The 26,793-nt window shown below is 52.2% G+C and carries 23 protein-coding genes; 13 read left to right on the top strand and 10 right to left on the bottom strand.

Annotation, left to right across the window (positions count from 1 at the left end):
- Positions 1–8: 8 nt before the first annotated feature.
- From rpoH to ppk1, 3 genes are all read left to right on the top strand, one after another.
- Complete coding sequence (gene rpoH, locus B3007_RS12965; RefSeq protein ID WP_301377879.1) at positions 9–878, top strand: RNA polymerase sigma factor RpoH; 870 nt, start codon at positions 9–11, stop codon at positions 876–878.
- Between the two features lie 221 nt (positions 879–1,099).
- Entirely contained in the window at positions 1,100–2,110 is a 1,011-nt protein-coding gene (gene hemB / locus B3007_RS12960) for a porphobilinogen synthase (protein ID WP_068435997.1), read from the top strand.
- Between the two features lie 39 nt (positions 2,111–2,149).
- Positions 2,150–4,309, top strand: a complete 2,160-nt coding sequence (ppk1, locus tag B3007_RS12955; RefSeq protein WP_414716227.1) for a polyphosphate kinase 1 — start codon at positions 2,150–2,152, stop codon at positions 4,307–4,309.
- An 80-nt stretch (positions 4,310–4,389) separates the two neighbouring features.
- On the opposite strand, the gene ppx is transcribed toward ppk1, so the two are convergent.
- The gene (gene ppx / locus B3007_RS12950; protein ID WP_301377880.1) at positions 4,390–5,898 is read right to left on the bottom strand and encodes an exopolyphosphatase; all 1,509 of its coding nucleotides are present in this window, start codon (positions 5,896–5,898) and stop codon (positions 4,390–4,392) included.
- 141 nt (positions 5,899–6,039) lie between these two features.
- Between ppx and trxA the strand changes: the two genes are divergently transcribed.
- The gene (trxA, locus tag B3007_RS12945; protein WP_068436003.1) at positions 6,040–6,366 is read left to right on the top strand and encodes a thioredoxin TrxA; all 327 of its coding nucleotides are present in this window, start codon (positions 6,040–6,042) and stop codon (positions 6,364–6,366) included.
- 210 nt (positions 6,367–6,576) lie between these two features.
- Entirely contained in the window at positions 6,577–7,839 is a 1,263-nt protein-coding gene (rho, locus tag B3007_RS12940) for a transcription termination factor Rho (RefSeq protein WP_068436005.1), read from the top strand.
- 49 nt (positions 7,840–7,888) lie between these two features.
- Here the strand turns inward: rho and B3007_RS12935 are convergent, their stop codons facing one another.
- Entirely contained in the window at positions 7,889–10,603 is a 2,715-nt protein-coding gene (locus B3007_RS12935; RefSeq protein WP_301377881.1) for a YdbH domain-containing protein, read from the bottom strand.
- A 9-nt stretch (positions 10,604–10,612) separates the two neighbouring features.
- A complete protein-coding gene (gene rpiA, locus B3007_RS12930; RefSeq protein WP_068436010.1) occupies positions 10,613–11,284 on the bottom strand; it encodes a ribose-5-phosphate isomerase RpiA in 672 nt (223 codons plus the stop codon).
- A 91-nt stretch (positions 11,285–11,375) separates the two neighbouring features.
- Here rpiA and ilvA point away from each other — a divergent pair, with 91 nt between their 5' ends.
- Complete coding sequence (gene ilvA, locus B3007_RS12925; protein WP_076514487.1) at positions 11,376–12,893, top strand: threonine ammonia-lyase, biosynthetic; 1,518 nt, start codon at positions 11,376–11,378, stop codon at positions 12,891–12,893.
- Positions 12,894–13,123: 230 nt separating this feature from the next.
- A complete protein-coding gene (locus B3007_RS12920; RefSeq protein WP_297533339.1) occupies positions 13,124–13,696 on the top strand; it encodes a lysophospholipid acyltransferase family protein in 573 nt (190 codons plus the stop codon).
- A 4-nt stretch (positions 13,697–13,700) separates the two neighbouring features.
- Here B3007_RS12920 and smrA read toward each other — a convergent pair whose 3' ends face one another.
- Complete coding sequence (gene smrA / locus B3007_RS12915; RefSeq protein WP_068436014.1) at positions 13,701–14,285, bottom strand: DNA endonuclease SmrA; 585 nt, start codon at positions 14,283–14,285, stop codon at positions 13,701–13,703.
- A gap of 108 nt (positions 14,286–14,393) precedes the next feature.
- Between smrA and B3007_RS12910 the strand changes: the two genes are divergently transcribed.
- Positions 14,394–15,032 (top strand): hypothetical protein, encoded by a 639-nt coding sequence (locus B3007_RS12910; protein ID WP_301377882.1) that lies wholly within the window; start codon positions 14,394–14,396, stop codon positions 15,030–15,032.
- A 95-nt stretch (positions 15,033–15,127) separates the two neighbouring features.
- On the opposite strand, the gene B3007_RS12905 is transcribed toward B3007_RS12910, so the two are convergent.
- The 3 genes from B3007_RS12905 to B3007_RS12895 form a co-directional block, all read right to left on the bottom strand.
- Entirely contained in the window at positions 15,128–15,835 is a 708-nt protein-coding gene (locus B3007_RS12905; RefSeq protein ID WP_068436019.1) for a DUF481 domain-containing protein, read from the bottom strand.
- A gap of 76 nt (positions 15,836–15,911) precedes the next feature.
- Complete coding sequence (locus tag B3007_RS12900) at positions 15,912–16,727, bottom strand: substrate-binding periplasmic protein (RefSeq protein WP_301377883.1); 816 nt, start codon at positions 16,725–16,727, stop codon at positions 15,912–15,914.
- A gap of 37 nt (positions 16,728–16,764) precedes the next feature.
- Positions 16,765–17,124 carry a DUF962 domain-containing protein gene (locus B3007_RS12895; RefSeq protein ID WP_301377884.1) on the bottom strand — a complete coding sequence of 120 codons (360 nt, stop codon included), beginning with the start codon at positions 17,122–17,124 and terminating at the stop codon, positions 16,765–16,767.
- 313 nt (positions 17,125–17,437) lie between these two features.
- On the opposite strand from B3007_RS12895, the gene B3007_RS12890 reads away from it, so the two are divergent.
- Complete coding sequence (locus B3007_RS12890) at positions 17,438–18,658, top strand: polyhydroxyalkanoate depolymerase (RefSeq protein ID WP_297533343.1); 1,221 nt, start codon at positions 17,438–17,440, stop codon at positions 18,656–18,658.
- Between the two features lie 102 nt (positions 18,659–18,760).
- Positions 18,761–20,086, top strand: a complete 1,326-nt coding sequence (locus B3007_RS12885) for an MFS transporter (RefSeq protein WP_301377885.1) — start codon at positions 18,761–18,763, stop codon at positions 20,084–20,086.
- 50 nt (positions 20,087–20,136) lie between these two features.
- On the opposite strand, the gene B3007_RS12880 is transcribed toward B3007_RS12885, so the two are convergent.
- Positions 20,137–21,795, bottom strand: coding sequence for a long-chain-fatty-acid--CoA ligase (locus tag B3007_RS12880; protein ID WP_301377886.1), 1,659 nt, complete (start codon positions 21,793–21,795; stop codon positions 20,137–20,139).
- Between the two features lie 330 nt (positions 21,796–22,125).
- On the opposite strand from B3007_RS12880, the gene B3007_RS12875 reads away from it, so the two are divergent.
- Positions 22,126–22,677, top strand: coding sequence for a cysteine peptidase family C39 domain-containing protein (locus tag B3007_RS12875; RefSeq protein ID WP_068438966.1), 552 nt, complete (start codon positions 22,126–22,128; stop codon positions 22,675–22,677).
- 41 nt (positions 22,678–22,718) lie between these two features.
- Here the strand turns inward: B3007_RS12875 and B3007_RS12870 are convergent, their stop codons facing one another.
- Both B3007_RS12870 and B3007_RS12865 read right to left on the bottom strand, forming a co-directional pair.
- The gene (locus B3007_RS12870) at positions 22,719–23,900 is read right to left on the bottom strand and encodes an acetyl-CoA C-acetyltransferase (RefSeq protein ID WP_301377887.1); all 1,182 of its coding nucleotides are present in this window, start codon (positions 23,898–23,900) and stop codon (positions 22,719–22,721) included.
- A gap of 153 nt (positions 23,901–24,053) precedes the next feature.
- Positions 24,054–24,626: a MarR family winged helix-turn-helix transcriptional regulator gene (locus tag B3007_RS12865; RefSeq protein WP_348655059.1), complete on the bottom strand. Its 573-nt coding sequence runs from the start codon at positions 24,624–24,626 to the stop codon at positions 24,054–24,056.
- Positions 24,627–24,933: 307 nt separating this feature from the next.
- On the opposite strand from B3007_RS12865, the gene ectA reads away from it, so the two are divergent.
- Both ectA and ectB read left to right on the top strand, forming a co-directional pair.
- A complete protein-coding gene (gene ectA, locus B3007_RS12860; protein ID WP_245820041.1) occupies positions 24,934–25,488 on the top strand; it encodes a diaminobutyrate acetyltransferase in 555 nt (184 codons plus the stop codon).
- Between the two features lie 33 nt (positions 25,489–25,521).
- Positions 25,522–26,793, top strand: a complete 1,272-nt coding sequence (gene ectB / locus B3007_RS12855) for a diaminobutyrate--2-oxoglutarate transaminase (RefSeq protein WP_301377888.1) — start codon at positions 25,522–25,524, stop codon at positions 26,791–26,793.

Genomic DNA, 26,793 nt, shown 5'->3' with positions numbered 1-26,793 from the left:
AGTGAGAGATGAACAACGGTTTGCAAGCAGTATACGCGATGTCTCCGGGTGCTAACCTGGAAGCCTACATTTCGACTGTTAATGCTATTCCTGTGCTTACGCCAGAAGAAGAGAAAGATCTGGCAGAGCGTTTTCATTATCAAGAAGACCTGGAAGCAGCGCGTCGCCTGGTGATGTCGCACATGCGCTTCGTGGTACATATTGCACGTAGCTACTCGGGTTACGGTCTGAACCAGGGCGACCTGATTCAGGAAGGCAACGTCGGCCTGATGAAGGCGGTAAAACGTTTTAACCCTGAGGTGGGCGTACGTCTGGTGTCCTTTGCTGTGCACTGGATCAAAGCAGAGATTCACGAGTTCATTCTGCGCAACTGGCGCATCGTCAAAGTTGCGACCACCAAGGCGCAGCGCAAGCTGTTCTTCAACCTGCGCAGCCAGAAGAAAAAACTGGGCTGGTTGTCTCAGGACGAAGCAACTGCGATTGCAGAAGACCTGGGTGTTGAGACCAAAACGGTATTTGAGATGGAAGGCCGTCTGAATGCGCACGATGCTGCATTTGATGCAGGTGCGGACGACGATGACGAAAGCGCGTACAAGGCGCCTGCTTATTACCTTGAAGACCACAGTCAGGACCCGGCTCAGCTGGTCGAAGCCGATAACTACGAACAGGATGCGAATGGCCGTCTGGCAGACGCGATGGCGGATCTTGATGATCGTAGCCGTACTATCCTGCAGCAGCGTTGGTTGAGCGAAGAGAAAGCAACGCTTCACGAGCTGGCTGATATGTACAAAGTATCTGCTGAGCGCATTCGCCAGCTAGAGAAAAACGCGATGAAGAAGCTGAAGAACGCAATTGGTACTGATCTGGTACTGGCGTAATTATCACTTCGCAAGATACGTTCGAAAGCCGCTCAATGAGCGGCTTTTTTCTTTGTCTGACGACGAACAATACGAGGCATTGCGGTAATAACCTTGTCTTGTCATAAAAATGTCATATATCGGACCGATACTCTGCAACCCTGTGATTTCCGGGCGCCAAAGGTGCTTAGGGCGGGTTACAATCGATCTGAAAATTCCCCGCCGGCTCAGGAGTAAATCTCATGGCTTTTAACGATGCTCAACGCTTTTTCCCGGAAACCCGTATGCGCCGTATGCGCCGGGATGATTTCTCCCGACGACTGATGCGCGAAACCCAGCTCAGTGTCGACAACCTGATCTACCCCATGTTTGTGCTTGAAGGGCATCAGGAGCGTGAGCAAGTGGCATCAATGCCGGGTGTAGATCGCCTGTCGATTGATCTGCTGATTGAAGAGGTTAAACACCTTTATAAACTGGGTATCCCTGCGGTAGCGCTGTTTCCGGTGACGCCGGCGGATGCCAAGTCTGAACTGGCCGAGGAGGCCTTCAACCCGAACGGTCTGGCGCAGCGCGCGGTTCGTGCCATCAAAGATGCCGTGCCAGAGATGGGTGTGATTACCGATGTGGCGCTCGACCCCTTCACGACACACGGCCAGGACGGAATTATCGATGCGGAAGGTTATGTGCTGAATGACCGCACCGTAGACACCCTGGTACGTCAGGCACTGTCTCATGCGGAGGCCGGTGCGGATGTGGTTGCTCCGTCGGACATGATGGACGGTCGTATTGGCGAAGTCCGTGCGGCACTGGAGCAGGAAAACTTTGTGAATACGCGCATCATGGCGTACTCCGCAAAATACGCGTCTGCGTACTATGGGCCGTTCCGGGACGCGGTGGGTTCTGCCGGTAATCTGGGCAAGGCCGACAAGAAAAACTACCAGATGGACCCTGCTAATACGGATGAGGCACTGCATGAAGTGGCGCTGGATCTGGCAGAAGGGGCCGACATGGTCATGGTGAAACCTGGCATGCCGTATCTCGATATTGTCCGCCGGGTGAAAGACGAATTTAAAGTACCTACCTTTGTGTATCAGGTCAGTGGCGAATACGCCATGCATAAGGCCGCGGCACAGCAAGGGTGGCTGGACGACAACGCCGTCATGATGGAATCACTGATGTGCATTAAACGCGCTGGGGCAGATGGAATCCTGACCTACTTCGCGAAACAGTTTGCTGAATTAGGGGACGTCTGATCAGGCGCTATCCTTAAAGCAGGATTTTTAGGTACCCTGATGACAATCGCTGAAAATACACAGACCAAAGCAGAGCAGCCGCCGGAGCTATCCATGACGGACGTACAGGATATAGATCTCAACAGCAGTGAGTTTTACATCAACCGTGAACTCAGCCACCTGCAGTTTAATATCCGCGTCTTGGAGCAGGCGCTCGACGAAGCGCATCCTCTGCTCGACCGTTTGTTCTTTCTGTGTATTTTCAGTAAAAACCTCGACGAATTCTTTGAAGTGCGTGTTGCTGATCTGGTTCACCAGCTGACATTTAATCGGGAGCAGTCGGGGATAGATGGTCTGCATCCGGCTCAGGTGCTGGACGAAATCTACTCACTCTGTAGTACCACCGTCGAACGTCAGTATGAAATTCTTAACGACACTCTGCTGCCGCAATTAAAAGAGCAGAATATTCACTTCCTGCGACGTGCTGAGTGGAACGACGAGCAGCGTATCTGGATACGTGATTACTTTGATGACAGTATTCAGCCACTGATCAGTCCGATCGGTCTGGACCCCTCGCACCCGTTCCCACGACTGGTGAACAAAAGCCTGAACTTTATTGTCGCGCTCGATGGCAAAGATGCGTTCGGACGCCAGACTGGTCTGGCAATCATTCCTGCGCCGCGCTCATTGCCGCGCACTTTGCGCTTACCGGATGAGCTGGTGCAGGAGGGCGGAGATCACTTTGTTTTCCTGTCATCGATTATTCACGAATACGCCGATGAACTCTTTCCGGGGATGACGGTGAAAGGCTGTTACCAGTTCCGTGTAACGCGCAACGCCGATCTGGATATTGACCACGAAGAAACATCCGACCTCGCCTCGGCACTTGAGGACGAACTGCACTCGCGTAATTTCGGTGAAGAAATGCGCTTAGAAGTCGCGGACAACTGCCCTGACGAACTGATCAGCTTTCTGCTGCGCCAGTTCAACCTTGATGAGTCTGACTTATTTAAGGTGAACGGTCCGGTGAACCTTGGTCGCCTGATTGAAGTGATTGATCAGATTAATCGTCCGGATCTTCGTTACCCGCCATTTACGCCGGGTCTGCCGAAAAACGTTAATTTTAAAAAGAGTATTTTCGAGAGCATCCGCGCGAAGGATACTCTGTTACTGCATCCGTTTGAGTCCTTCACGCCCGTGGTCGACCTGTTACGCGAAGCTGCGAAAGACCCTAGTGTTAAGTCGATCAAACAGACGTTGTATCGCACCGGTGCTAAATCAGAAATTGTTAATGCATTGGTAGATGCTGCCCGTAACGGCAAAGAAGTCACTGTGGTGATTGAGCTGCGCGCGCGTTTTGACGAAGAAGAAAACCTCTATCTGGCGAACCGCCTTCAGGAGGCGGGTGCCGTCGTCGTGTATGGCGTAGTGGGGTATAAAACACACGCCAAAATGATGCTGATTGTGCGTAAAGAGGGCAATCAGTATCGCCGCTATGTACATCTGGGCACGGGCAATTATCACGCAGGGAACGCGCGGGCGTATACCGACTACAGCTTTATGACCTGCGATGATTCAATCTGCGAAGACGTTCATAAAGTGTTCCAGCAATTAACCGGCATGGGTGAAGTCATGCGGGTGAAAAAGCTGTTTCATGCGCCCTTTACTCTGCATAAGCGTTTAATTCAGCTGATTGATCGTGAGCGTGAACATGCGGATGCCGGAAAGCCTGCATTAATCCGCATGAAAGCCAACGGCCTGACCGAACCTAAAGTGATTCGTGCGCTGTATCGTGCTTCTCAGTCGGGGGTTAAAGTCGAGTTGATTATTCGTGGTATGTGCAGCCTGCGCCCTGGTATTCCCGGAGTGTCTGAGAATATTGAAGTCCGCTCAATTATTGGTCGTTTCCTGGAACATACTCGCGTGTATTACTTCCTTAATGGCGGAAGCGATGAAATTTATGCGGGCAGTGCCGACCTGATGGAGCGTAATCTGCTGCGTCGCGTTGAAACCGCGTTCCCGGTGGAAACCAACAAGATTAAAGAGCGGATGAAAGAAGAGCTTGAGATCTATGTGAGGGACAACACACAGGCCTGGATTCTGCAAACAGATGGCTCTTATGTCCGGGCGCAACCAGGGCCTGACGATGAGACCATTTCTGCACAAAGCTGGTTGCTTGATAAACTGGCTGCCAGCAGTGGAACGCCAAGCGCAAGTTGAGCAGAAACGCAGGCAAATAGAAAACGGGGCAATGCCCCGTTTTTTGTGCTTTTTGGACTCTCTTTTTCCGGGCTTCTGGCTCAGGTTATGGTGAGCACCAGCCCGGCGGTTTTCTGTAATTCTACTTCTTCTTCCATATCCTGAGACGTCAGCGGGAAGTTGTCCTGCCAGCCTTCGGGGAGCTTCAGCAGCAGAGTATCCTTGTCGATGCTTGCCTCAGGCAGAGGTACGTCGTAGGCCTCGCGGCTGTGATTAAGCACGATGGCCACGCGCAGAATACGTATCAACCAGAGAGCGATGGTTTGCTGTCGGGCGGGCAGTAATTCGAGTTCTTCCGGGTGGATTTTGCGTCGGTGGTTGCGAACCAGCAGGGCCAGTAACATCTGCCCCTGACGGGTAAAACCCAGCATGTCAGAATGTTGTAGCAGATAAGCGCCGTGTTTGTGGAATCCACTGTGAGCGATGCTCAGGCCAATTTCATGGACGCGGGCGGCCCAGCTTAACCATTGGGCGAGCTCTTTGCGTGCGCCAATGTCTTTGCGTATCTGATTGAACAGAGCAAGCGCTGTCGCTTCAACGCGGTCAGCCTGTGCGGTGTCGACATAAAAGCGCTCCTGCATGGAGGCGATAGAGCGGCTACGTACATCTTCATGTTCTGAGCGGCCGACCAGATCCCAGAGTGCGCCCTCGCGCAATGCGCCATCTGAATAGCGCATGTGCTTGATATCCAGCGTCTGAAATACGGCAGTGAGAATCGCCAGACCACCAATAAATACCTGACGACGGTCGGGTTTCACGCCTTCAATGTCGACGTCATCAACGGTTTCGTAATCCAGGCAGTGATCGACTAATTTCTCAAGGCCGTCTGGGGTGATACCTTCATTGCCCCAACCATTACTGATGATGGCTTGTTCGACAGCGCGGATAGTGCCCGAAGAACCGATTTCACTTTTCCAGCCCAGCTTTTTGTACTGGGCCTTAATATTCAGCAGTTCCTGCTGAGCAGCCGACACCGCTTTTTTAAACTGTTTGCGGGTGATCTTTCCATCAGCAAAGAAGCGTTTGGTGAAAGACACACAGCCCATGTGCAGGCTTTCCAGAGCTTTCGCTTCGAAACGTTCACCGATAATAAATTCGGTACTGCCGCCGCCAATGTCGACCACCAGACGCTGACCACCATCGTCTGCCTGAGTGTGTGCAACTCCGAGATAAATGAGGCGGGCTTCTTCACGGCCAGCGATGACCTCGACGGGGTAGCCCAGCACTTCCTCAGCGCGATCAATAAACTCACGACGGTTACGGGCAGCGCGCAGTGCGTTGGTGGCGAATACCACGATTCTGTCCGGGTCCATGCCCTGAAGGCGCTGACCAAACTGAGCGAGGCAATCGACGCCGCGCTGGATGGCCTCCTCGCTGAGATAGTTCTGATTGTCCAGGCCAGCGGCCAGCTGAACTTTTTCACCGCGTTTTTCCAGAGTACGTATTTCACCCTGAAATTCTTCTGCGATCATCATGTGAAAACTGTTTGATCCGAGATCGACAGCGGCAATACGGCTGGATTCGACCTCTGCTGAATACTGCTCTGACATAACTATCTGTTTCCAATAACCCTATGATGAATATGCCTTCCGGCGTCTCTGGCGTCCAGTCGAATAATCCAATTGATTCCGCATCAATGTGGCGTACAATAACCCTTTCTAACTGATTGCACTTTTCTGCAGGGGAATTTCATGAGCGATAACATTATCACCGTAACCGACGATTCATTTGACGCTGACGTGCTGGGTTCAGACGTTCCTGTACTGGTGGACTTCTGGGCGGAGTGGTGTGGCCCTTGCAAAATGATCGCGCCGGTTCTGGAAGAAATCGCCGATGACTACGCAGGTAAGCTGAAAATTGCCAAGTTGAACATTGATGAAAACGAAGCCACTGCGCCTAAGTTTGGTATCCGCAGCATCCCGACTCTGATTCTGTTCAAGAACGGCAACGCTGAAGCGACCAAGATCGGTGCAATGAGCAAGTCTGAACTGGCTGCGTTCATCGAACAGGCGATCTGATCTCCCTGTCAGCTGTATTCCGCACTGCAAATGGGGACAAATGTCCCCGCAGTGCTGGACAACCCCCCTATATCTGTCTATATTGACTCCGCAACATTGAAAGCGGGCCATAGCTCCGATCAACGCTGCCCTCCATGGCGATTCTGCCAGGTTTTCTTCAGATCCAGCATCTATCTAATTCAAATAACCTAACCGTATATACCTATACCTATGAATCTCTCAGACCTGAAACTCAAATCAGTCCCCGAATTGCTGAAAATCGCCGGCGATATGGGAATTGAGCACGTCAGCCGTACCCGTAAACAGGACATCATCTTCGCCATTCTGAAAACCCACGCAAAGAGTGGTGAAGACATCTACGGTGATGGCGTACTGGAGATTCTTCAGGATGGCTTCGGTTTTTTACGCAGTGCGAACAGCTCATATCTGGCCGGACCCGATGACATTTATGTGTCGCCGAGCCAGATCCGTCGCTTTAACCTGCGTAAGGGCGATAAAATCGCCGGTAAAATCCGTCCTCCGAAGGACAACGAGCGTTACTTCGCGCTGTTGAAAGTTAATGAGATTAACGACGACAAGCCAGAAAACGCGAAAAATAAAGTACTGTTTGAAAACCTGACGCCGCTGTTCCCGAACGAACGTCTGATTCTGGAGGCTGGTAACGGCTCTACTGAAGACCTGTCCTCCCGTGTACTGGATCTGGTCGCCCCAATCGGTAAAGGTCAGCGTGGCCTGATCGTTGCGCCACCGAAAGCTGGTAAAACCATGCTGCTGCAGACCATCGCGCAGTCTATTACCCGCAACAACCCGGAGTGTGAGCTGATTGTCCTGCTGATCGACGAACGTCCGGAAGAAGTAACAGAAATGAAGCGTTCTGTACGCGGTGAAGTTGTGGCGTCGACCTTTGATGAGCCGCCAGCCCGTCACGTACAGGTTGCTGAAATGGTCATCGAAAAAGCCAAGCGTCTGGTTGAACACAAACGCGACGTGGTCATTCTGCTTGACTCTATCACCCGTCTGGCCCGCGCTTACAACACCGTTATCCCTTCCTCAGGTAAGGTACTGACCGGTGGTGTCGATGCTAACGCCCTCGAGAAACCAAAGCGTTTCTTCGGTGCGGCACGTAACATCGAAGAAGGTGGCTCTCTGACCATCATCGCGACTGCGCTGGTTGATACTGGTTCTAAAATGGACGAAGTTATCTTCGAAGAATTTAAAGGTACCGGTAATCAGGAACTGCACCTCGACCGTAAGATCGCCGAGAAGCGTATCTACCCTGCGATCAACATCCGTCGTTCAGGCACTCGTCGTGAAGATATGCTGTTCAACGAAGCTGATCTGCAGCGTCTGTGGATTCTGCGTCGCCTGCTGGCTGAAATGGAAGACGTACAGGGCATTGAATTCCTGCTCGATAAACTGCGTCAGACCAAGACCAACGACGAGTTCTTTGATTCGATGCGTAAGGGAAAATAAGTCCTTACTCGCTCAGAAACGCCCGGTCAGCTTTGCTGCCCGGGCGTTTTTATTTGTACTTCTGTTCGACTTTTTCAATCACGTCATTGGCAATCCGAAGGCTTTCGAGAAGATCAAGCAGGTTGTAGTCCAGATTGACGTTAAGATGGGTCTTCTGGCCATCGAAGAAGTCGGGGTTTTTGCCTTCAAACTGTAGTGACAGGTTTAACTGTCCATCCGGCTGATAGCGCACACCTGACTGTAGCTCGTCATACTGAAAATTCTGTAACAGCTTCATTGCCATTCCGACGCTCTGGTCTGCCTGAGCGAGGGCATCGGCACTTTCGTCCTGATATTTGATGGTACCACCCGGGTCCCGGGCGAATAGATTGCCTCCCGGTACCATAGGACCCTCTTTGGTCAGCACAATCGGCAACATACCATCCAGCAAGCCGGTGGCTTTGATACCGGCTTCTTTCTCAATGGCGGCAATCTGACTGAGCTGCAGATGATCAAGACGAACACCGAAGGCATTGACGTCTTTGCGACTGTCATAGTGAATCTCAGGTGCATAGATCCGACCACCCAATAAGTCGGTGTGGATTTCGTAAACATCCACTTCGAAATAGCTGAGATCTTCCGGGAAGCGCGTCTGCGTCCGGGCAAGCAGGTTGGTCAATGGAATACCACTGTCGAGCTTGCTGCCAGACAACTGTGCATCCAGTTGGTATTCGCCCTGCTGCGGGCGGCGCAGGGCAAGCATGGCATTCCATTCTTCGAGGGTGATGCTGTTGTCGTAAATCAGGCCTACGCCATCAGCTCTGAGCATCATATCGGGAGTCAGCTCGAATCCATTTTCGCTGCTTTGCCAGTCCAGCCAGCCTTGTCCTGACAGGTGGCCATTAAGTAGCTGAACGCTGGTCAGGTTGGCCATGTCTGCAAGGCCGAGCGCCATCCAGTCGAGGCTCGCATCGGTCAGATGCCATTGCAGAGAACCATTGCCGGACAGCAGGTCATGCTCAGCCCGGGTGCGGAAATGAATCTCTCCGTTCGCAGCGGTGAGATCAAGTGACGCATCCACTCGTTCACGGATCTCGTCCATCGTGATGGTAACCGGGCCGCTGAGGCTGATGTCCGGTATTGGCCATAGGCCCCAGTCAGAATCATTGAGGCGCGCAGAGAGCGTGCAGTTACCCAGCAGACCGTTTGCAAGGTCCTGAAGGTCGATGTCGCCCGGATCGCAGCCAAGATGTGACGGCGCAAACCGCAGGCGGGCATCCTGTTCTTTCGATATCGCTGTGAAAGGCGCTATTTTCAGGCGCAGGTCTCTGGCTTGTACATGCCGGTTGTCATCAAGGCTGCCTTTGACCATCAGGTTCTGCAATACAGAAACAGTCAGCGGTGATACAGCCCAGCCCTGCCAGGGAGCAATCTCGGTATTGAGAACCAGCCCATCGTCCGAAGCAATCGACCATTGTCCTGTGTCGCTGATTTCTGCATTGAAACGCCCGTTACCTGTCATTTTCCATTCTGGTAACTCCTGCTGTGCCGGCTGTTGATAACTGACTGAGACTGGCAGTGTGATGGAGGACGCCCCCGTTGCTGTCCAGACACCTTCAGGTTCCAGCGTGATACGGGTCGTTGATAACCCAGAGAGCTGCGCGGAGAGCGAGCCTTCGAGTTGGCAGCTGTCAGCGCCAGGAGAGCACGTGGCGGTCAGCGCCTGCCCCGGCGTGGTGGCTTTCCAGTCGCTGAACTGACCGTCAGTGCTGGTTCTGATTGAGGCTGCAATTGGCTGGGTTGCCAACAACAGACTCCAGTCGTCATCTGTTGCTGAGCGCCTGACGGAAAAAGCTACCCCGGCGGGCTGTACCGACATGTTGTCACTGATCACTGACTTGCGTGTGGTCAGCGTGGTGGTCAGGTCTGCTATCAGTTCGTCAGGCCATCGCGCCTGAGCGGGACTGTTGAGCGTTCCTTCTAATAGTACGTTCTGCCCTTTCACCGGAAGGTCAGCCATCTGTGGCAGGCTGTTCTGGATCTTGCTGAGGTCTGCCTCAAGTCTTATGTTGGCATCGCTGGTGTCATCTGTCTGGGTCAGGCCGGCCCAGAGTTGTGCCAGCAAAGCTTCCTGCTGGGAGAGCATTGCGAGGAGTTCAGCATTGCCCTGTTCATTACGTTGCAGCTGTAAATTGACGGTCACTGACTCCTGAATATGCGGCAATCTCAGGTCACCGGAGACTCCCCAGTGGTCAGGCCGGAGAGAGCCTGTCAGGCGGGCAGATATGTCGGGGGTATCGATCTCCAATGTCTGGACCCGGATATCGTCGACCGGCAGTGTCATTAGTTCTGTGATCACAGGCAGGTCAACGTCGAAGCCCGGACTCAGAGTCGATGAAGGCTGCGAAGGAGCGTCATCGACAGCAGTGATATGAACCCGAAGGGTTTCGGCGGTCAGGCTGTCAGCCTTTCCTTGCAGTAAGCCAGTACCGTGGTAATTCAGTTCGGCGTTACGAATCTGAATAAGGACGCCGGGCGCCGGTTGAATGTCCAGCTCATCGACAGCGAATTGCTGGCTCGTCAGGCTGCGTATCTGGAGGTGGCTGCCTGGAGCCACCAGGCGATCAAGAAGCGGAGGAAGCCAGTTGTTCAGCAGAGGAACGATCGAGAAATAGAGCGCCACTATCGCGGCGCCCGTTAGCAAAAGGGCGATCACTATGCCCTGAAACCAGCCTCGCCGGATCAGAGCCGGCGCTTGTTGATCTGATTCCCTGCGCTCACTCATAGCGGCGTATCAGGCTTTCAGGGTTTTAACGCCGTCCTGAGTACCGAGGAGCAGAACGTCCGCGCCACGCTGCGCAAACAGGCCGTTGGTAATGACGCCGGTGATCTGATTGATGTCGGACTCAAGTTGCATCGGTGATTGAATCTTCAGATTATGAACATCAAGGATCTGGCCGCCGTTATCCGTGACCACTCCCTCACGCCAGACCGGGTCACCACCCAGTTTCACCAACTCACGGGCAACGTGTGAACGGGCCATCGGTATGACTTCTACAGGCAATGGAAACGTGCCCATCATGCCGACCATTTTGCTCTCGTCCGCAACACAGATAAATTTCTTTGCGACTGCCGCAACGATCTTTTCGCGGGTCAGAGCAGCACCACCGCCCTTGATCATCTCAAGGTGCTCGTTAATTTCGTCAGCACCATCAATGTAGAAATCCATGCCATCGACGCTGTTCAGGTCGTACACCGGGATACCATGACTTTTCAGGCGCTCAGCCGATGCTTCGGAGCTTGCAACTGCACCGTCGAACAGGTGTTTTACGGCGGCGAGAGCGTCGATAAAACAGTTCGCTGTTGAGCCGGTACCGACGCCAACAATGCTGTCTTCGTCGAGCTGGGGCTTGATGTAATCAACCGCGGCCTGACCAACCGCCTGCTTGAGTTCGTCCTGATTCATAATGTCTGTATCCGGGTGAAATGCTTTCGCGAATTATAAGGCTTCATGCGCTACAATGCGCGTTCGCTCTCGATTTTTTTGGAACAGCGGCATGCTAAACGAATACCTTAAAAAAATACTCTCTTCCCGCGTCTATGACGTTGCTGAAGAGACGCCTGTCCATACTGCAACGTTTCTCAGTGAGCGACTGGAAAACCAGATATGGATTAAACGTGAAGACAAGCAGCCTGTGTATTCGTTCAAAATTCGTGGTGCTTACAACAAGGTTGTGCAGCTGACTGACGAAGAGAAAGCGCGTGGAGTGATCGCTGCATCGGCGGGCAATCACGCTCAGGGTCTGGCGCTGGCTGCGAAAAAGCTTGGCATCAAAGCCGTGATTGTTATGCCGCGGACAACACCTGAAATTAAAGTGAAGTCTGTAAAAGCACGTGGCGCTCGCGTGATTCTGCATGGCGATGCGTTTGATGAAGCTTTTCAGTACTCCCAGAAGCTGGTCGAAGAAAAAGGCTATACCTACATCCATCCGTACGATGACCCGGAGACCATCGCTGGACAGGGAACGGTCGGTATGGAAATCCTGCGGCAGATGCCGGTTCGTCCGGATGCGATCTTTATTCCTGTCGGTGGTGGCGGGCTGATTGCAGGTGTTGCCGCTTACATCAAAGCGCTGGCTCCTGAAATCCGCATCGTAGGGGTTGAGAGCAGTGAATCGGCTTGTCTGGCCGCTGCACTTGCTGCTGGCAGTCGCGTGGTTCTTCCTGAAGTAGGTATCTTCGCCGACGGTGTCGCGGTCGCACAGATTGGAGAAAATACCTGGGAAGTCTGCAAAGACTATGTTGACGAGGTGATCACCTGCACACCGGATGAAATCTGCGCAGCGATCAAAGATACCTTTGATGATACCCGCGCCGTCAGCGAACCTGCCGGAGCCCTGGCGATTGCCGGTCTGAAAAAGTACATCGAGCGTGAGCAGTGTAAGAATAAAAATCTGGTTGCCATCCTCAGCGGTGCCAACGTGAATTTCGATCGTATGCGCTACATCTCGGAAGTTGCTGAGATCGGTGAAGGTCGTGAAGTTATTCTTGCGGTCACCATTCCCGAAGAGCCGGGAAGCTTTCAGCGTTTCTGTAGCCTTCTGGGGAAATCACCAATCACCGAGTTTAACTATCGTTACAGTCGCGATGATGAGGCGCAGATTTACGTCGGCGTAAAAGTCTCTGACGAGCCGGGTTCGCGTAAAGCACTGGTCTCGGACCTTGAGGCTGAGGGCTATACGCTGATGGATATTACCGATGATGAAGTGGCGAAATACCATATCCGTCATATGGTCGGTGGTCACGCACCTGCGTCTGTTACCGATGAGCGGGTCTATCGCTTTGAGTTCCCGGAGCGCCCGGGGGCCTTGCTGAACTTCCTTAAAAAACTCGGTAAGCGTTTTAACATTTCACTGTTTCACTATCGCAATCATGGTGCTGCTTACGGCCGTGTCTTGGTCGGCCTGCAGATTTCTGATGATAAACGTGAACAGCTTCAGGGATATCTTGAAGAACTCGGCTATCGTTACTGGGATGAGACAGACAATACGGCTTATCAGCGCTTTTTGCGTTAATACGCCAGTGTCGTGATACAAGTTCACCTTGTGGGGCTGGCAGAGGAGTTTAGACTGCTTCGCTGCTGCCTCAAGCCGGATTTTTTATGTTAGCTGCTTTTCGAATCGTCTTTTTAGCCCTTTATTTCCCTATTGTGTGCCTGCTTGGGCTTCTGATTTGTATTATTCGACCATTCAACCGGAATAACAGTCGTATTATTGCCATAATATTTTCCTGGGCACGATTCGTAATGAATGTTCGTGTGGATGTTCGCAACCGACCTGAGGACAGCATTCAAGGGATTTACGTTGCGAATCACCAGAGCACCCTTGATATGTACATGTACGGCGAAAGCCTGCCGGATGACATGGCGATCCTTGGTAAGCACAGCCTGATGTACATTCCTTTGTTCGGTGTATTGTTCTGGTTGGCGGGCAATATCTTTATTAATCGCGGCGATCGTTCCAAAGCGCGCGGAGCGATGGAAGAAGCCGCAACGATTGTTCGCGAAAAGGGCTGCAGTGTGTATATGTTCCCAGAAGGCACCCGTAGCAATGGCAGAGGCCTTTTACCTTTTAAAAGTGGAGCCTTTATTCTGGCAATTGAGGCCGGTTTGCCGATTGTTCCCGTCTGTGCAAGTAGCACTCATAAAAATATCGACCTGAAGCGCTGGCGCGCAGGTGAGTGCCGTCTGGTGCAGCTACCGGCGATCAGCACCGAAGGCCTGACCCGCGACGATGCTAAGCGCCTTGCCGATGAGGTCCAGGCCCTCATGGCAGCACAGATCGATCAGATGGATGCAGACATAGCGCAGGGGCGGTAGCCCTTCAGTAGACTCTGCCTTTGCTGAATTGCTCTCGTGCCTGCTGCTTCTTACGCTCACTCTTTTTCAGCAATACATAGAAAGCACCTGCGCCACCATTTTGCGGCTGAGCGGTATGGAAGGCCTGAACGTCTTCCAGCTCTTCAAGCCAGAAAACCAGATAACTCTTCAATACTGCGGGGTCACCTTCATTGCGATCGCCCTTACCGGGCATGATCAGGACACTTCTGAGATCGGCGCCTATGCAGTCGTTAACGAAGCGATAGACTTCTCGCCTGGCCTCTTCGATCGTTCGACGGTGGAGGTCGAGGCGGGCTTCAATTTCGTATTTTCCCAAACGTAGCTTTCGGAATACGCCGTCCTGAATACCCGGACGTTTAAAGCCGAGCACATCGTGCGGGCCCACTCTTGGAACCTCGCTGGCACGCAGGTGGTTTTTGTCGCTCGCTGTCTCCTGAGATACAGCCGCTGAGCGGCGCGCAGCAACATTGTTGTCTTTCTGATCACGACGAAGGGGGACGCGCTCCTGCGTTTGCAGCTTCTTGACCCCCTGCATCTCTTGCAGAAAGAGCTCATCTTCTTCAGTCATTTTTACATCCTCCGGGGCAGCGACAAATCTTTGCAATGTCGGACACAAATATTAGGCTGTGACGCCTAGTATAACCTGATAATAAGCACCGCATCACAGGATCGATTTATGAAAATGCCCACTCCCATTGCCCGCTTTCAACGCTCCCTGAGCCTTGTTGCCTGCGGTGTACTTATGACGACTGCTCAAGCCTGGGGGTTTGACGATCGTCAGAAGAAGGTCGATTGGGAAAGCTCACTGAATCTGTCCGATGAGCAGCAGGAGCAGATTGATGCGATTGAAGATAAGTATCGGGATCGCTTTCGTGAGATGAAGCCCAGTGAGGCCGCAGGCAAAGAGCGCCGTGAGCAGCGTCAGGACCTCTACGTACAGATGCGTGAAGAAATCCGTTCGGTTCTGACTGACGAGCAACAAGCCATCGCGGAAGAGCAGGTTCGCAAGCGTGAAAAAGAAGGTCGTGAAGAGCACCTTGAACGCCTTTCCCGGAAACTTGACCTGACGAGTGAGCAGAAATCAGAGCTCGAAGAAAAGTTATCTTCCTGCTCTGAAGAAGAATGGCCAGTCAGTATGAAAATGCGCGAGAAAGACCGCCGTGATTTTGAAAAAGCAGTGAAGTCGGTTCTCACAGACGAGCAGAAGAAAAAATGGCGCAAGATGCAGCGTGAAGAGCGGGATAAGTGGCGTCACCACGACATGGATCGCCTTAAGGACAAGCGCGGCGAGAAAGATCAGGAAGAGGGTGAGTAACTCAAGAGCGAATAATATAAGAAGGGGCGGTTAACGCCCCTTTTCAATGGTGAATGGTTTACTGTTCAGGCTTCAGTGCTTAGAAGCTGCAAACCTCAGAAGCTGTAAACCAGGGTAACGCCGAATTCAGTATCGGTGTTTTCAGTACCTTCCGGCACTTCTTCCACATGCTTCACCTTATAAGTCAGCTTCGATGCAAGGCTACCGCTGAGCTGGCTCTGAAGACCCGTTTCTGACTTGTAGATAGAATTGTCGCTGCCGATTTCTGCAGTGAAGTTTTCAATAAAGCTTACGCCTTCGCGGATTTGCCAGTCGTAGCTCAGAGCCAGACGCCCAATGGCTTCTTCCTGAATCTCATCACTTTCTTTCAGTTTGTCGCGACGATAACCCGGACCGGCCTCAAGGTTCAGCTCCATGGTGTCGTTTTTCAGAACGCGATAACCATAGTTCACCGATACTGTGCTCTGGTACGTATAACCGCTGAAGCGCGCACGCTCCTGCTGCGCAACGATGGCCATATAGGAGTGTTCAGTAAAGTTACGGTCAAACTGAGTGAGAGCGCTGTACTTTTCTTTTGACTTAACACCGTCTTCTTCACTGGTCAGGGCTTCCAACTTCAATGTGGTATCCCAGACTTCACCGGTGCGCTTTGCCATGAAGTTAGCGTTGATGCTCTGGGTGTCTGTGTTACCTGAAGTGAAAATGGTACCGAGTTCGGCGGCGCCATCCCACGAAGGTTCTGCAGCCATTGCTGCGGTTGGAGCGATAACGATGGCCGCTACCAGTGCGTGCTTACGAAGCATATTTGGATATTCCTTGATACGACTGTATTCGGTTGCAGAATAGCGAGTGACTATGACAGGTTCAATACTTCATAGTTCACATATCAAGGTTTCGGGGTGTTTCAGAGTTCCAGTCTTTAAGTCCGTAACGCTCAAGTATTTCTGCAAGTCGACCAGACTCTCGCAAGCGTCGGATGCCGGTATCCAGCTGGCGAGTGTATGTCTCAGACTTGTCAGGCGTCGCAGGTGAGCAGGCAATATATAACTCATCGGCAACGCCGATGTTGCCTGCGGGTTGTACTGCGCCCTCCATACCGAGCGTAGCGACTGTGTAGTTGACCACAGTGGCCGAACCCACAATGGCATCAATACGGCCAGACAGAAGTTTCTGCAGGTTTTTCTCCAGTGCGTTATCGCCCTTCATTAACTGCACCCGGCTACCGGGAGAGCCGTCGCGGATGGCCATTGCTATATGTTCATCGACAGCACCCTGGTCATAGGAGTAGCCGCCAATGACGCCCAAACGGATGTTGCTCAGCTGACTGGGAGAGTGATATGTCCACGGGTTTCCAGAGCGGGTGTAAAACGTACTCTGATCAAGCCCCAGTGAAAGAGAATGAAATACAAAGTCGGGAACTTCTTCTGGTAACGCACCAAGTATGCAGTCGATGTTTCCTGAACGAGCTTCACTGATGGCCCGTTCCCAGGGAATCGTTGAGTAATCGACCTGATGACCTTCGCTATTCCAGATTTCGTTCGCGAGTTCGACGATGTAGCCGGGTTTATCACTGCCGGGTGTCGCGTTGTAGGGGGGCCAGATATCGGCTCTCAGGCTGATGGTGTCTGCACTGGCCTGATACACACTTAGTGCACCGGTAAGTGCGGTCATTGCGATGGATAACGCGCGTCTCATCATCGCCTCCACATTGGGCTGCAATCGATCGTTTCTGTCAGGAGCGAGGTAGTTTTTTGTCGATACGTCCCAGCAAAAAATCTTTCAGCATTACCCAGTCACCCATGAAGCTCCATAAAGGATAGCGGAAAGTGGCAGGTTTATTGTGTTCGAAGAAGAAATGTCCGATCCAGGCAAAGGCATAACCAGCTACCAGAGCCATCGGAATGTACTGGAAATTCCCACTGGTCAGTGAAAACAACAGAACACCCAAGCCAATCGAGCTGCCAATGTAGTGCAGGCTGCGGCAGGTGGAGTTCCGATGCTCAGAGAGATAATAAGGATAAAACTCACTAAAGCTCGTGAATCTGTGATCTTTGCTGATAGCGCTTTCGCTGTTTTTTGTTTGTGTACTCATGATGGCCACCTCTCCTCGTTATTATTATTGGCAGGCGGGTTTTCCGCACATTGCAAAATAACGTCATTACCAGTGTTACCCACAGGGCGCGGTGCGCCAAATCCCGAACTTATCGGGCCATAAAGAGGCAAACTTAACTCACAGTATAGACAATTTGACCCCAGAGGAAAATAAACGTCCTGATCGTCCGGTTGGTTCAGATTAAATTTCAATGAATGAACAGACACATCTGAACCTTCAGCTATGCTGGAAGTCTTCCCTGATCCGGGGCATGACCCGGATAAATTCTGGTGCGATGACGAGGTGGAATGGAATGCTCTACACAATCAATGCCCACGTAATGAATGCGCTACGCCCGATGCATGTGGCGGCACGCCTGTCCCGGCAGATGTTTTACCAACCCTGGAACCCGATGAATTATGGTTGGTATCTGCGCACTGTTCGTGCCTCGCTTGAACTGGTTGAGCGTTTAACGGATTTCTATGAAAAACCGGAATGGAGACTCGATACGACACGTATTGATGGCCGTGAAGTGGGCATCGAGTATTGCAGTGTCGTTGAAAAGCCTTATTGCGATCTGGTTCATTTCCGCCGTCGGAAGCGTGGCCTTGAACAGCCTAAGCTGCTGATCGTAGCGCCACTGTCCGGACACTTTTCCACCTTGTTGCGGGGGACAGTTGCTGAGTTTTTACCAGATCATGAGGTCTACATCACCGACTGGTTGAATGCTCGTGATGTTCCGCGTTCTAAAGGTGAATTCAGTTTTGATGATTATGTCGATTATCTGATCGAATTTCTGGAGTTCCTTGGCCCGGATACTCACGTTCTGGCAGTGTGTCAGCCCTGTGTTCCGGCACTTGTCGCGGCGAGTGTTATGTCAGAGCAGGGCAGCAAAGCGGTACCCAAGTCCATGACCTTAATGGGCGGGCCGATTGATGTGCGTATCAGCCCGACAGAAGTGAACGACTATGCCTCGGGTAAAGATCTTGAGTGGTTCGAAGATAATGTGATCTGCCACGTGCCGGATGGCTTTGCGGGTCGGGGCCAGTCGGTATATCCCGGTTTTATCCAGTTGTCTGGATTTATGTCGATGAATATGGATAACCACGTCAGTAAGCACTTTAAGTTCTTCACTGACCTGGTGAAGGGCGATGGAGACAGCGCAGAAGCGCACAGAGAATTTTACAACGAGTACCTCGCGGTGATGGATATGCCGGCCCGCTATTACCTCGATACCATCCGCAAAGTATTCCTGGAGTATCAGCTGCCTGAAGGCACGATGGAGTATCGCGGAAAAGTCATTGATCTGAAGGCCATTAAAGATATGGCTTTGATGACGATTGAGGGCGAGCTCGATGATATCACCGGTAAAGGGCAGACCGCTTGCGCGTTGGATCTTTGTGCCGGTATTCCCGACAAAATGAAAATTCACCGCGAGGAGCCGGGTGTAGGCCATTACGGTATTTTTAACGGTCGTAAATTCCGCGAGAGCATTGCCCCTGCCGTTAAGGCCTTTATGACCAAGTACAGCTGACCTGCCGGCCGGATCCATGCGGGTCCGGCTCAATGGCTCGCTTTCATTGCCCTTGCTATCATGAGCCTTCCTATGTGACGGGTTCTACAGGATGAACTGCTCATGACAGACGCTTCTCACCGGTCAGGCCTGACCGATGATATCTACGAAAAACTGGTTAATGACGAAGACGCCCGCGCCTGTAAGTCGATTCCTGAAAGCGCATGTCAGGAAGTCCCCGGCAATTTCCTCAAAACCTTGCTCAGTATGTTTTTCTCCAAGCTGGGTGATGCACTGGTCAATCCTAAAATTACCTTACCCTGGTTAATGCAGTCAGTCGGCGCTCCTGCGTGGATGCTCGGCTGGTTGGTGCCGATTCGTGAGTCGGGTTCGATGTTGCCACAGCTGGCCATCGCCAGTGTCGTACGCACCATGGCTATCCGTAAATGGATGTCGGTTCTGGGCAGTGCACTGCAGGCACTGGCGGTGTTGGGTATTGCAGCCGTCGCCTTCTCGCTGGAAGGAGCATCGGCAGGTTGGGCGATGCTGGTGTTAGTCGTTGTCTTCAGTCTGTCACGGGGGCTGAGTTCTGTCGCATCCAAGGACGTTCTGGGTAAGACGATTCCAAAAGCCCGGCGCGGAACCCTGAATGGCTGGGCCGAGACAGCTGCGGGGCTGATTACGTTGACGGTTGCGTTATTACTGATCAGCGGGGTGCTGGGAGAAGGCTCAACAACTCTCTACGCCACTGGTTTTGCTCTGGCAGCCCTGATGTGGGTGATTGCTGGTGGCGTTTATGCCGGAATTAATGAATTTCCGGGAGAGACAGACGGTGGGAACAATGGACTCAAGGAAGCCTTTGCCAGACTGTCGTTACTGAAAACCGACGCACCTTTCCGGCGTTTCTTATTGTCCCGTTCTTTACTTCTTTGTTCAGCGCTCACGGCGCCTTTTATTGTAGTTCTTGCTCATCAGGAACTGGATGCGGCGATCAGTATGCTGGCTCTGTTTATGGCCGCTAGTGGTGCGGGCAGCCTGGTGTCAGGGCGCTTCTGGGGGCGCTTCGCGGATGTCTCCAGTCGCCTTGTCATGGTTCGTGCGGGGATGATGTCTGCGGCTGTCGGTGGAGTGATATTTCTTATCGGAGCATTCCGAACCGAGTGGCTTTCAGAAATCTGGGTACTACCTCTGTTGTATTTTGTATTGAGTATCGCCCATCAAGGGGTTCGTCTGGGAAGAAAGACGTATGTGGTCAACCTCGGTGAAGGCAATAAGCGCACGGATTATGTATCTGTGGGCAACACACTAATTGGCGTTATGTTGCTTATGACAGGGTTTATCAGTCTGCTGGAGCCGCTGATCGGTGTCAGTGGCGTTATCCTGATACTGTCATTTATGGGGATGGCGGGTAGTTGGATGGCTATAAAATTACCCGAAGTTGAAGGCTGAGACAGGCGTTCAACTTCAGGTGTTCAGTCTGGCTTTATCTCAGGGCCGGTTCAGTTTTTATCAACCAAATAGTTGATGTACTCATCCCGGAGGCTACGTTTCTGCAGTTTCCCTGTGGCGGTATGAGGGAGTTCGTCCACCACGAGAATATCGTCGGGCATCCACCACTTAGCGATTTTTCCATCGAGATAGGCATAGACGTCTTCTTTTGTGACGGTCTTGCCTTCAAGTGCGACGATAAACAGCAGAGGCCGTTCATCCCACTTGGGGTGCTTCACACCAATAACGCAGGCTTCTGCGACTTCTGGGTGGCCGACCGCAGCATTCTCCAGATCGATGGAGGAGATCCATTCACCGCCTGATTTAACAACGTCCTTCGCGCGGTCGACGATCTGCAGGTAGCTTTGCTCGTCGATCACCGCAATATCACCGGTGTCGAACCAGACACCGCCATCTTTATCGGTGAAAAACGCGTCGGGCTTTTCTGTCTTGTAGTAACTGCTTAGCACCCAGGGGCCTCTGACCCGAAGGAAGCCGCGACTGGTGCCATCGTGTGGCAGCGGCTCTCCGTCGTCATCAAAGATTTCCAGGTCAATGCCAAACATGGGCTTACCGGCGGTTGTCTGAATCCGGTAGCGTTCATCATCAGACATACTGGCCATGGCTTTGGTCGGTGCTCCAAGCGTTGCCAGTGGCGATGTCTCAGTCATCCCCCAGATTGGAAGCAGATAAATGCCGAAGTCTTTATCGAGTGTTTCGACCAGAGAACGAGGCGAGGCGGAGCCGCCAACGCCCACGGTTTTCACTGACGGAATGGTGAGGTCGTTGGCTTTCAGATAATCGATGAGGCGCAGCCAGACTGTCGGTACTCCGAGCATCATGTCGACCTGCGCAACATCAATCAGCTCATACAGGTCCGGGCCATCCATTCCCTCCCCTGGAAGTACGAGGGAGGCACCTGACATAGGAGCAATGTACGGCATTCCCCAGGCGCATACGTGATACATGGGGACAACAGGCATCACAACACTATCGGAAGAGACATTCAGGGCATCCGGGTTGCGGCTGGCGTAGGCGTGCAGAACGGTGGATGCGTGTGAGTACAGAACGCCTTTGGGGTTGCCTGTGGTGCCAGAGGTGTAGCACAGGCAGGCAGCGGTATCCGCTTCAAAACGGGGCCATTCGTACATATCTGGTTGCTGAGCCAGCAGGTGCTCATAGTTGTGAACATACGGCAGTGATGTGTCGGGCATCTGATCTTCGTCGATCATCAGAATGAACCCTTTAACGCTGGAGAGTTTGTCGGCGATGGGCTCCAGAAGCGGGGCAAAACAGGCATCGAGAAAGACATAGCAGTCTTCAGCGTGCTGGATAATGTACTCGACCTGTTCCGCATACAGGCGCGGGTTCACCGTATGGCAGATGGCACCGATGCCCGATATCCCGTAGTAGCACTCGAAGTGGCGATAGCCGTTCCAGGCCAGCGTTGCTACACGATCACCGGGTTGTACTCCCAGTGAAATCAGCGCATGTGCCAGCTGCTTACTCCGCCGTAGCGCGTCCTTGTATGTGTATCTGTGAATATCCCCTTCAAGCCTGCGGCTGATGATCTCTCGAGAGCCGTGATGAGCGGCTGCGTATTCCAGTAAATCACTGATCAGCATAGGCTGCGTCAACATTTGCCCGGTGACAGGTCGCGCGGTTGTCATATGGCGTTCCTTTGCAGTGTCGCGGCATGGTGCGCGCGAAAATGAGAGAAGCAGTGAGGTGCTATGGGGATCTCACCATTCAGAGAGATCAGCTTATGCCGAGCTGGCAGAGTCAGCCAGTGCAAACGTGCAGATTGTTAACTCTGCTGCCATTCAGGGAGCTTCTGCGGCCAAAGTGAAAAAGTCAGCATGCCCTGCTTCACGATATGGCTCACCTGGACTAATTTTAAATAGGACATATCAGGACATGAAGTTGATGGGATATCACCTGTTCAGTTTGAGGGTGTCCCGTCATTCTTGGCCCGTTTTGCAACATGAGCATATTCCCAGATGAAATTCGCAGTACTGACAATGCTTGTATGGTTCTTCAGCTCTGCGTGTGCATTCGCAGTCGAAGATACCCCAGCGCTGGAAGATAAGCAGACGCATGCTGCTCTTGAGTCGTCGGGTTGTGCTTATATGGTGTCTGTCATGCTCGAGGAGAGCATGGGTGTGAAAACCAGCGAAGTCGATATATTTGCTTTGCTGTTCATTCACGGTGATCCGGTAAGAATCCGTGAGCAGCGCGGCTTCAACTTCTACGACATAAAACAGGCAGCAGCTGCATTGGGACTTCGTGCCAGCGCTTTTAAATCTGACGATCTGTTACTGGATCTGGCACAGCGCAAGCTTCAGCAGCAAGATGGTCCTTATCTCCTGTTGAAGGACAACCCGGAAGGTGTTGACCGCTTCTACCTCTACTACTTTGAAGACGAAGAGTACGTTTACCTGCGTGATCCATTTGCGGGCATGATTACCATAGAGCGCAGCGAGTTTAATCGAACCTTCGTTCCCTACGTATTAATCATTGAAGGCAAAGTAACAGAGTTCACAGAGGTATAGAGGTCGGGGTATCCCAATGGACACCCCGTTTGGCTCTTTGCTTAACTTCGCTCTACCGCCAGAGAAACGCCCATTCCTCCGCCAATGCACAAGGTGGCGAGACCTTTCTTCGCATCACGCCGAGCCATTTCATGCAGCAGTGTGACCAGAATCCGACAGCCTGAGGCCCCGATCGGATGGCCAAGGGCGATGGCACCGCCGTTCACATTGATCTTATCAGCATCCCACTCCAGCCCTTTGTTGACTGACAGCGCTTGAACTGCGAAGGCCTCATTGGCTTCAATCAGATCCAGGTCAGCAACCGACCAGCCTGCCTTGCTCAGGCATTTTTTAGTCGCTGGAATCGGCCCTGTTCCCATAATGCGTGGCTCAACACCGGCATTGGCGTAACCTTTGATAGTCGCCAGCACTGGAAGACCCAGCTCTGCGGCCTTGGCTGCACTCATGAGCATAACGGCGGCGGCGCCATCGTTGAGCGATGAAGCATTACCAGCGGTGACTGAGCCGTCTTTACTGAAGGCCGGGCGCATGCCTGCAAGCTTTTCTGCGGTTGTTCCCGGGCGCGGATTTTCATCAACCTTGAATACGATAGGGTCGCCTTTACGCTGAGGGATTTCGATCGGGGTGATTTCAGCATCGAATGTGCCTGCTTCAATCGCGGCGAGCGCTTTGTTCTGAGATGCCGCAGCAAAGGCGTCCTGCTCTTCGCGACTGATGTTGTAGTCACAGGCGATGTTCTCGGCTGTTGTTCCCATATGGTAGTCATTGAATGCGTCCCAGAGGCCATCCACGACCATCGTATCGACCATGGTAATAGGTCCCATGCGCTGACCATTACGGGAGCCCGGCATGGCGTGCGGTGCGTTGGACATAGACTCCTGGCCGCCCGCGATGATGACCTCAGCATCACCACAAGCAATGGCCTGTGCGGCAAGGTGAACGGCCTTCAGTCCCGAGCCGCAGACTTTGTTGATGGTCATGGCAGGAACAGAAGGGGGAAGCCCAGCTTTGATCGCTGACTGGCGCGCAGGATTCTGGCCGGCGGCGGCCGTCAGTACCTGGCCCATCAATACCTCATCGACGAGTCCTGCGTCGATACCAGTTTTCTCTATGATGGATGAAATCACCGCCGCGCCGAGGTCGACGGCGGACAGTCCGGCAAGTGATCCGCCAAAGCTTCCGATAGCGGTACGGGTAGCTGCAACTATGACAACGTCAGTCATGTGTATCTCCAGTAAAACAGTAGAAAAGCGGGATGAGCGCCCGCTGATGCGCTACAACAATTCTACTGTATAGACTGTTATGCGCGATCAGGAGGCAATCGGGATAAGCGGGAGGCACATTGATGACAATGCACCTCATGAGAGGGGGTGTTGTCAGTGGTTGCCCGGGTCAGTTCGATCAAGCTGACCAAGATCAAGTACGGGGGAAGCGTCAATGTGCTGCGCATCCATCATATAGGCCACTCGTTCCAGAGACGTCAGGATCATGCTTTGCTCCCAGTCTCTCAAATCCTGAAACTGCTGCACGAAACTATCCTGCAACGGGCGGGGGGCATCAACCAAAGCCTGGATCGCTTGTTCTGTGAGGTGCACAAATACTTTTCGTTTGTCTGTGCTGCCGCGTTCGCGGACAACAAATCCGCGTTTACTGAGGCGATCGATAATGGTGGTCACTGTCGCCTGAGAGAGGCTGACTCTACGTGCTACATCTCCGACAGTCAGTTCGCCATGGTGACGCAGGGTCTGCAGGATAAGAAGCTGCGGGGAAGTCAGACCTGACACCTTGCTCAGTTGCTTAGAGTGTAGATCAGTAGCGCGGATGATGCGCCGCAGTGCAACCAGCACCTCGTCATAGCGGTTCATAGATTTTTCGTCTTCCAACAGAGGGTCATGATTCTTTCCCTCTAGTTTACCTTGTTGCTGATCAATAGAGTACGAAATATTCATAAGGGGGCCTCCTGACCGCTAATCCGGGTGGCGCATCCCGTCCTATATTTAGATCTCAAAATATCGATCTCTATATATTTTTCTCGAGGGATTGGTGGCAATCACACAAAATACGCCTATTTAGTTCGTTTATTGTACAAAAAAATGCGTTCTTCTCAATCGAAAAGTCTGAGATCGGATGAAATATATTTAGAGTTGTATATATTTTTCGATTGGCTATAATGTTTAGAGTTCAAAGTAATTGACTAACCCTAGCAATTGACGAGGACGTAATGGCTTACGCCGGTACGCGGATCTCGAAGAGGAAATGAATCAGATTCTGGCGCAGGCAGCGCCCAACGAAAAAGATCAGTCTCAGCGCCTAATCACAATGCGCAAGCCAAACCCGGAAGACGGCTCTGTAGTGAATAATCTTGTGGAAAACTGCAAGCCTCTGGATACAAATTCAATGTACTGCAACAACCTGCAGTGTTCTCACTTCCGCGATACCGCGGTGCTTGCTGAAGAGCAGGGTGAAACGATCGGTTTTATCTCCGGTTATCTTCTGCCTGAACAACCAGACACTCTCTTTGTCTGGCAGGTAGCTGTCAGCCCCAAAGCTCGCGGTCTGGGTCTTGCCAGCAAAATGCTGCTTGAGCTGCTTTCCCGTCACGAAGGTACGGTTCGTCATCTCCACACCAGCATTACGCCGGGTAACGAAGCTTCATGGAATTTATTCAGAAGGCTTGCCCGCAAATTAGATGCACCGCTGAACGAACGCGTTATGTTCGATAAAGAACAGCATTTTGCAGGACAGCATGAAACAGAAATGCTCGTCCACATTGGTCCTTTCGGTAGTGCTGATATCAGCGCTGCGCAATAACAGAATTTAAACCAAATACAGAGGAAATCTGATATGGGTATTTTTAAAGATCTTGAGTCAAACGTTCGTGGTTACTGCCGTTCATTCCCTGTGACCTTTGTTAAGGCGCAGAACGCTACCGTGACCGACAGCGATGGCAACGAATACATCGATTTTCTGGGTGGCGCAGGCACACTCAACTACGGTCACAACAACCCGGCGTTCAAACAGGCTCTGATTGATTACATCGAAGCGGATGGCATGACTCACGGTCTGGATATGCATACCGATGCGAAGGCTGCCTTCCTTGAGACTTTCCGTGACCTGATCCTTGAGCCACGCAACATGGACTACAAAGTTCAGTTCACTGGTCCAACCGGTACTAACGCGGTTGAGGCGGCTCTGAAAGTAGCTCGTAAAAATACCGGCCGTCAGACCATTATCTCGTTCACCAATGGTTTCCACGGTGTGACTCAGGGTTCTGCAGCGGTTACCGGTAACGGTTACTACAAGAAGGCCAGTGGTCTGCCAACAACTGGTGTTCAGTTTATGCCGTATGATGGTTACCTTGGCGATTTCAATACGCTCGAATATCTGGATAAAGCGCTCGAAGACGGTTCATCAGGTCTGGGTCATCCAGCCGGTGTCATTGTTGAGTGTATCCAGGGTGAAGGTGGTCTGAATGTTGCGTCTAAAGAATGGATGCAAGGTCTGCAGGCGATCTGTAAGAAGCACGATATGCTGCTCATCGTTGATGATATTCAGGCGGGTTGTGGTCGTTCAGGTACCTTCTTCAGCTTTGAAGAATTCGGTATCGAGCCTGACGTAATCACTCTGTCGAAATCGCTGGGTGGCTACGGTCTGCCGATGGCGGTTGTTCTGCTCAAAGAAGAGCTCGATATCTGGGGCCCGGGTGAGCACAACGGTACTTTCAGGGGTAACAACCATGCGTTCGTTACTGCACGTCGCGCACTTGAAGAGTACTGGAGCGACTACCGCTTTGCTGAAGAAATTCAGCACAAAGCAAGTGTTATCCGTCGTCGTCTGAAAGAGATTCAGGCAGAAAACGGTGGCACCTCTAAGATGAAGCACAAAGGTCGTGGCATTATGCAGGGTCTCGAGTTTGCTAACGGTGACATCGCCGATGCAATTACTGAATTAGCGTTTGAGCATAATCTGATCATTGAGACCAGTGGCTCTGACGGTCAGGTTGTGAAAATTCTCACACCGCTGACCATTGAAGAAAGCAAGTTGAGTGCGGGTCTCGATATTCTTGAGAAATGTGTTGCCCAGGTAATGTCTGAGCAGGTGAGTAAGGCTTCTTAA

Source organism: Thalassolituus sp. UBA675 (assembly GCF_002297765.1).
In the GTDB taxonomy this organism is placed as follows: domain Bacteria; phylum Pseudomonadota; class Gammaproteobacteria; order Pseudomonadales; family Oceanobacteraceae; genus Thalassolituus.
Note: the sequence above shows the minus strand (reverse complement) of the source record. Positions and strands in the feature narration are given on the sequence as shown.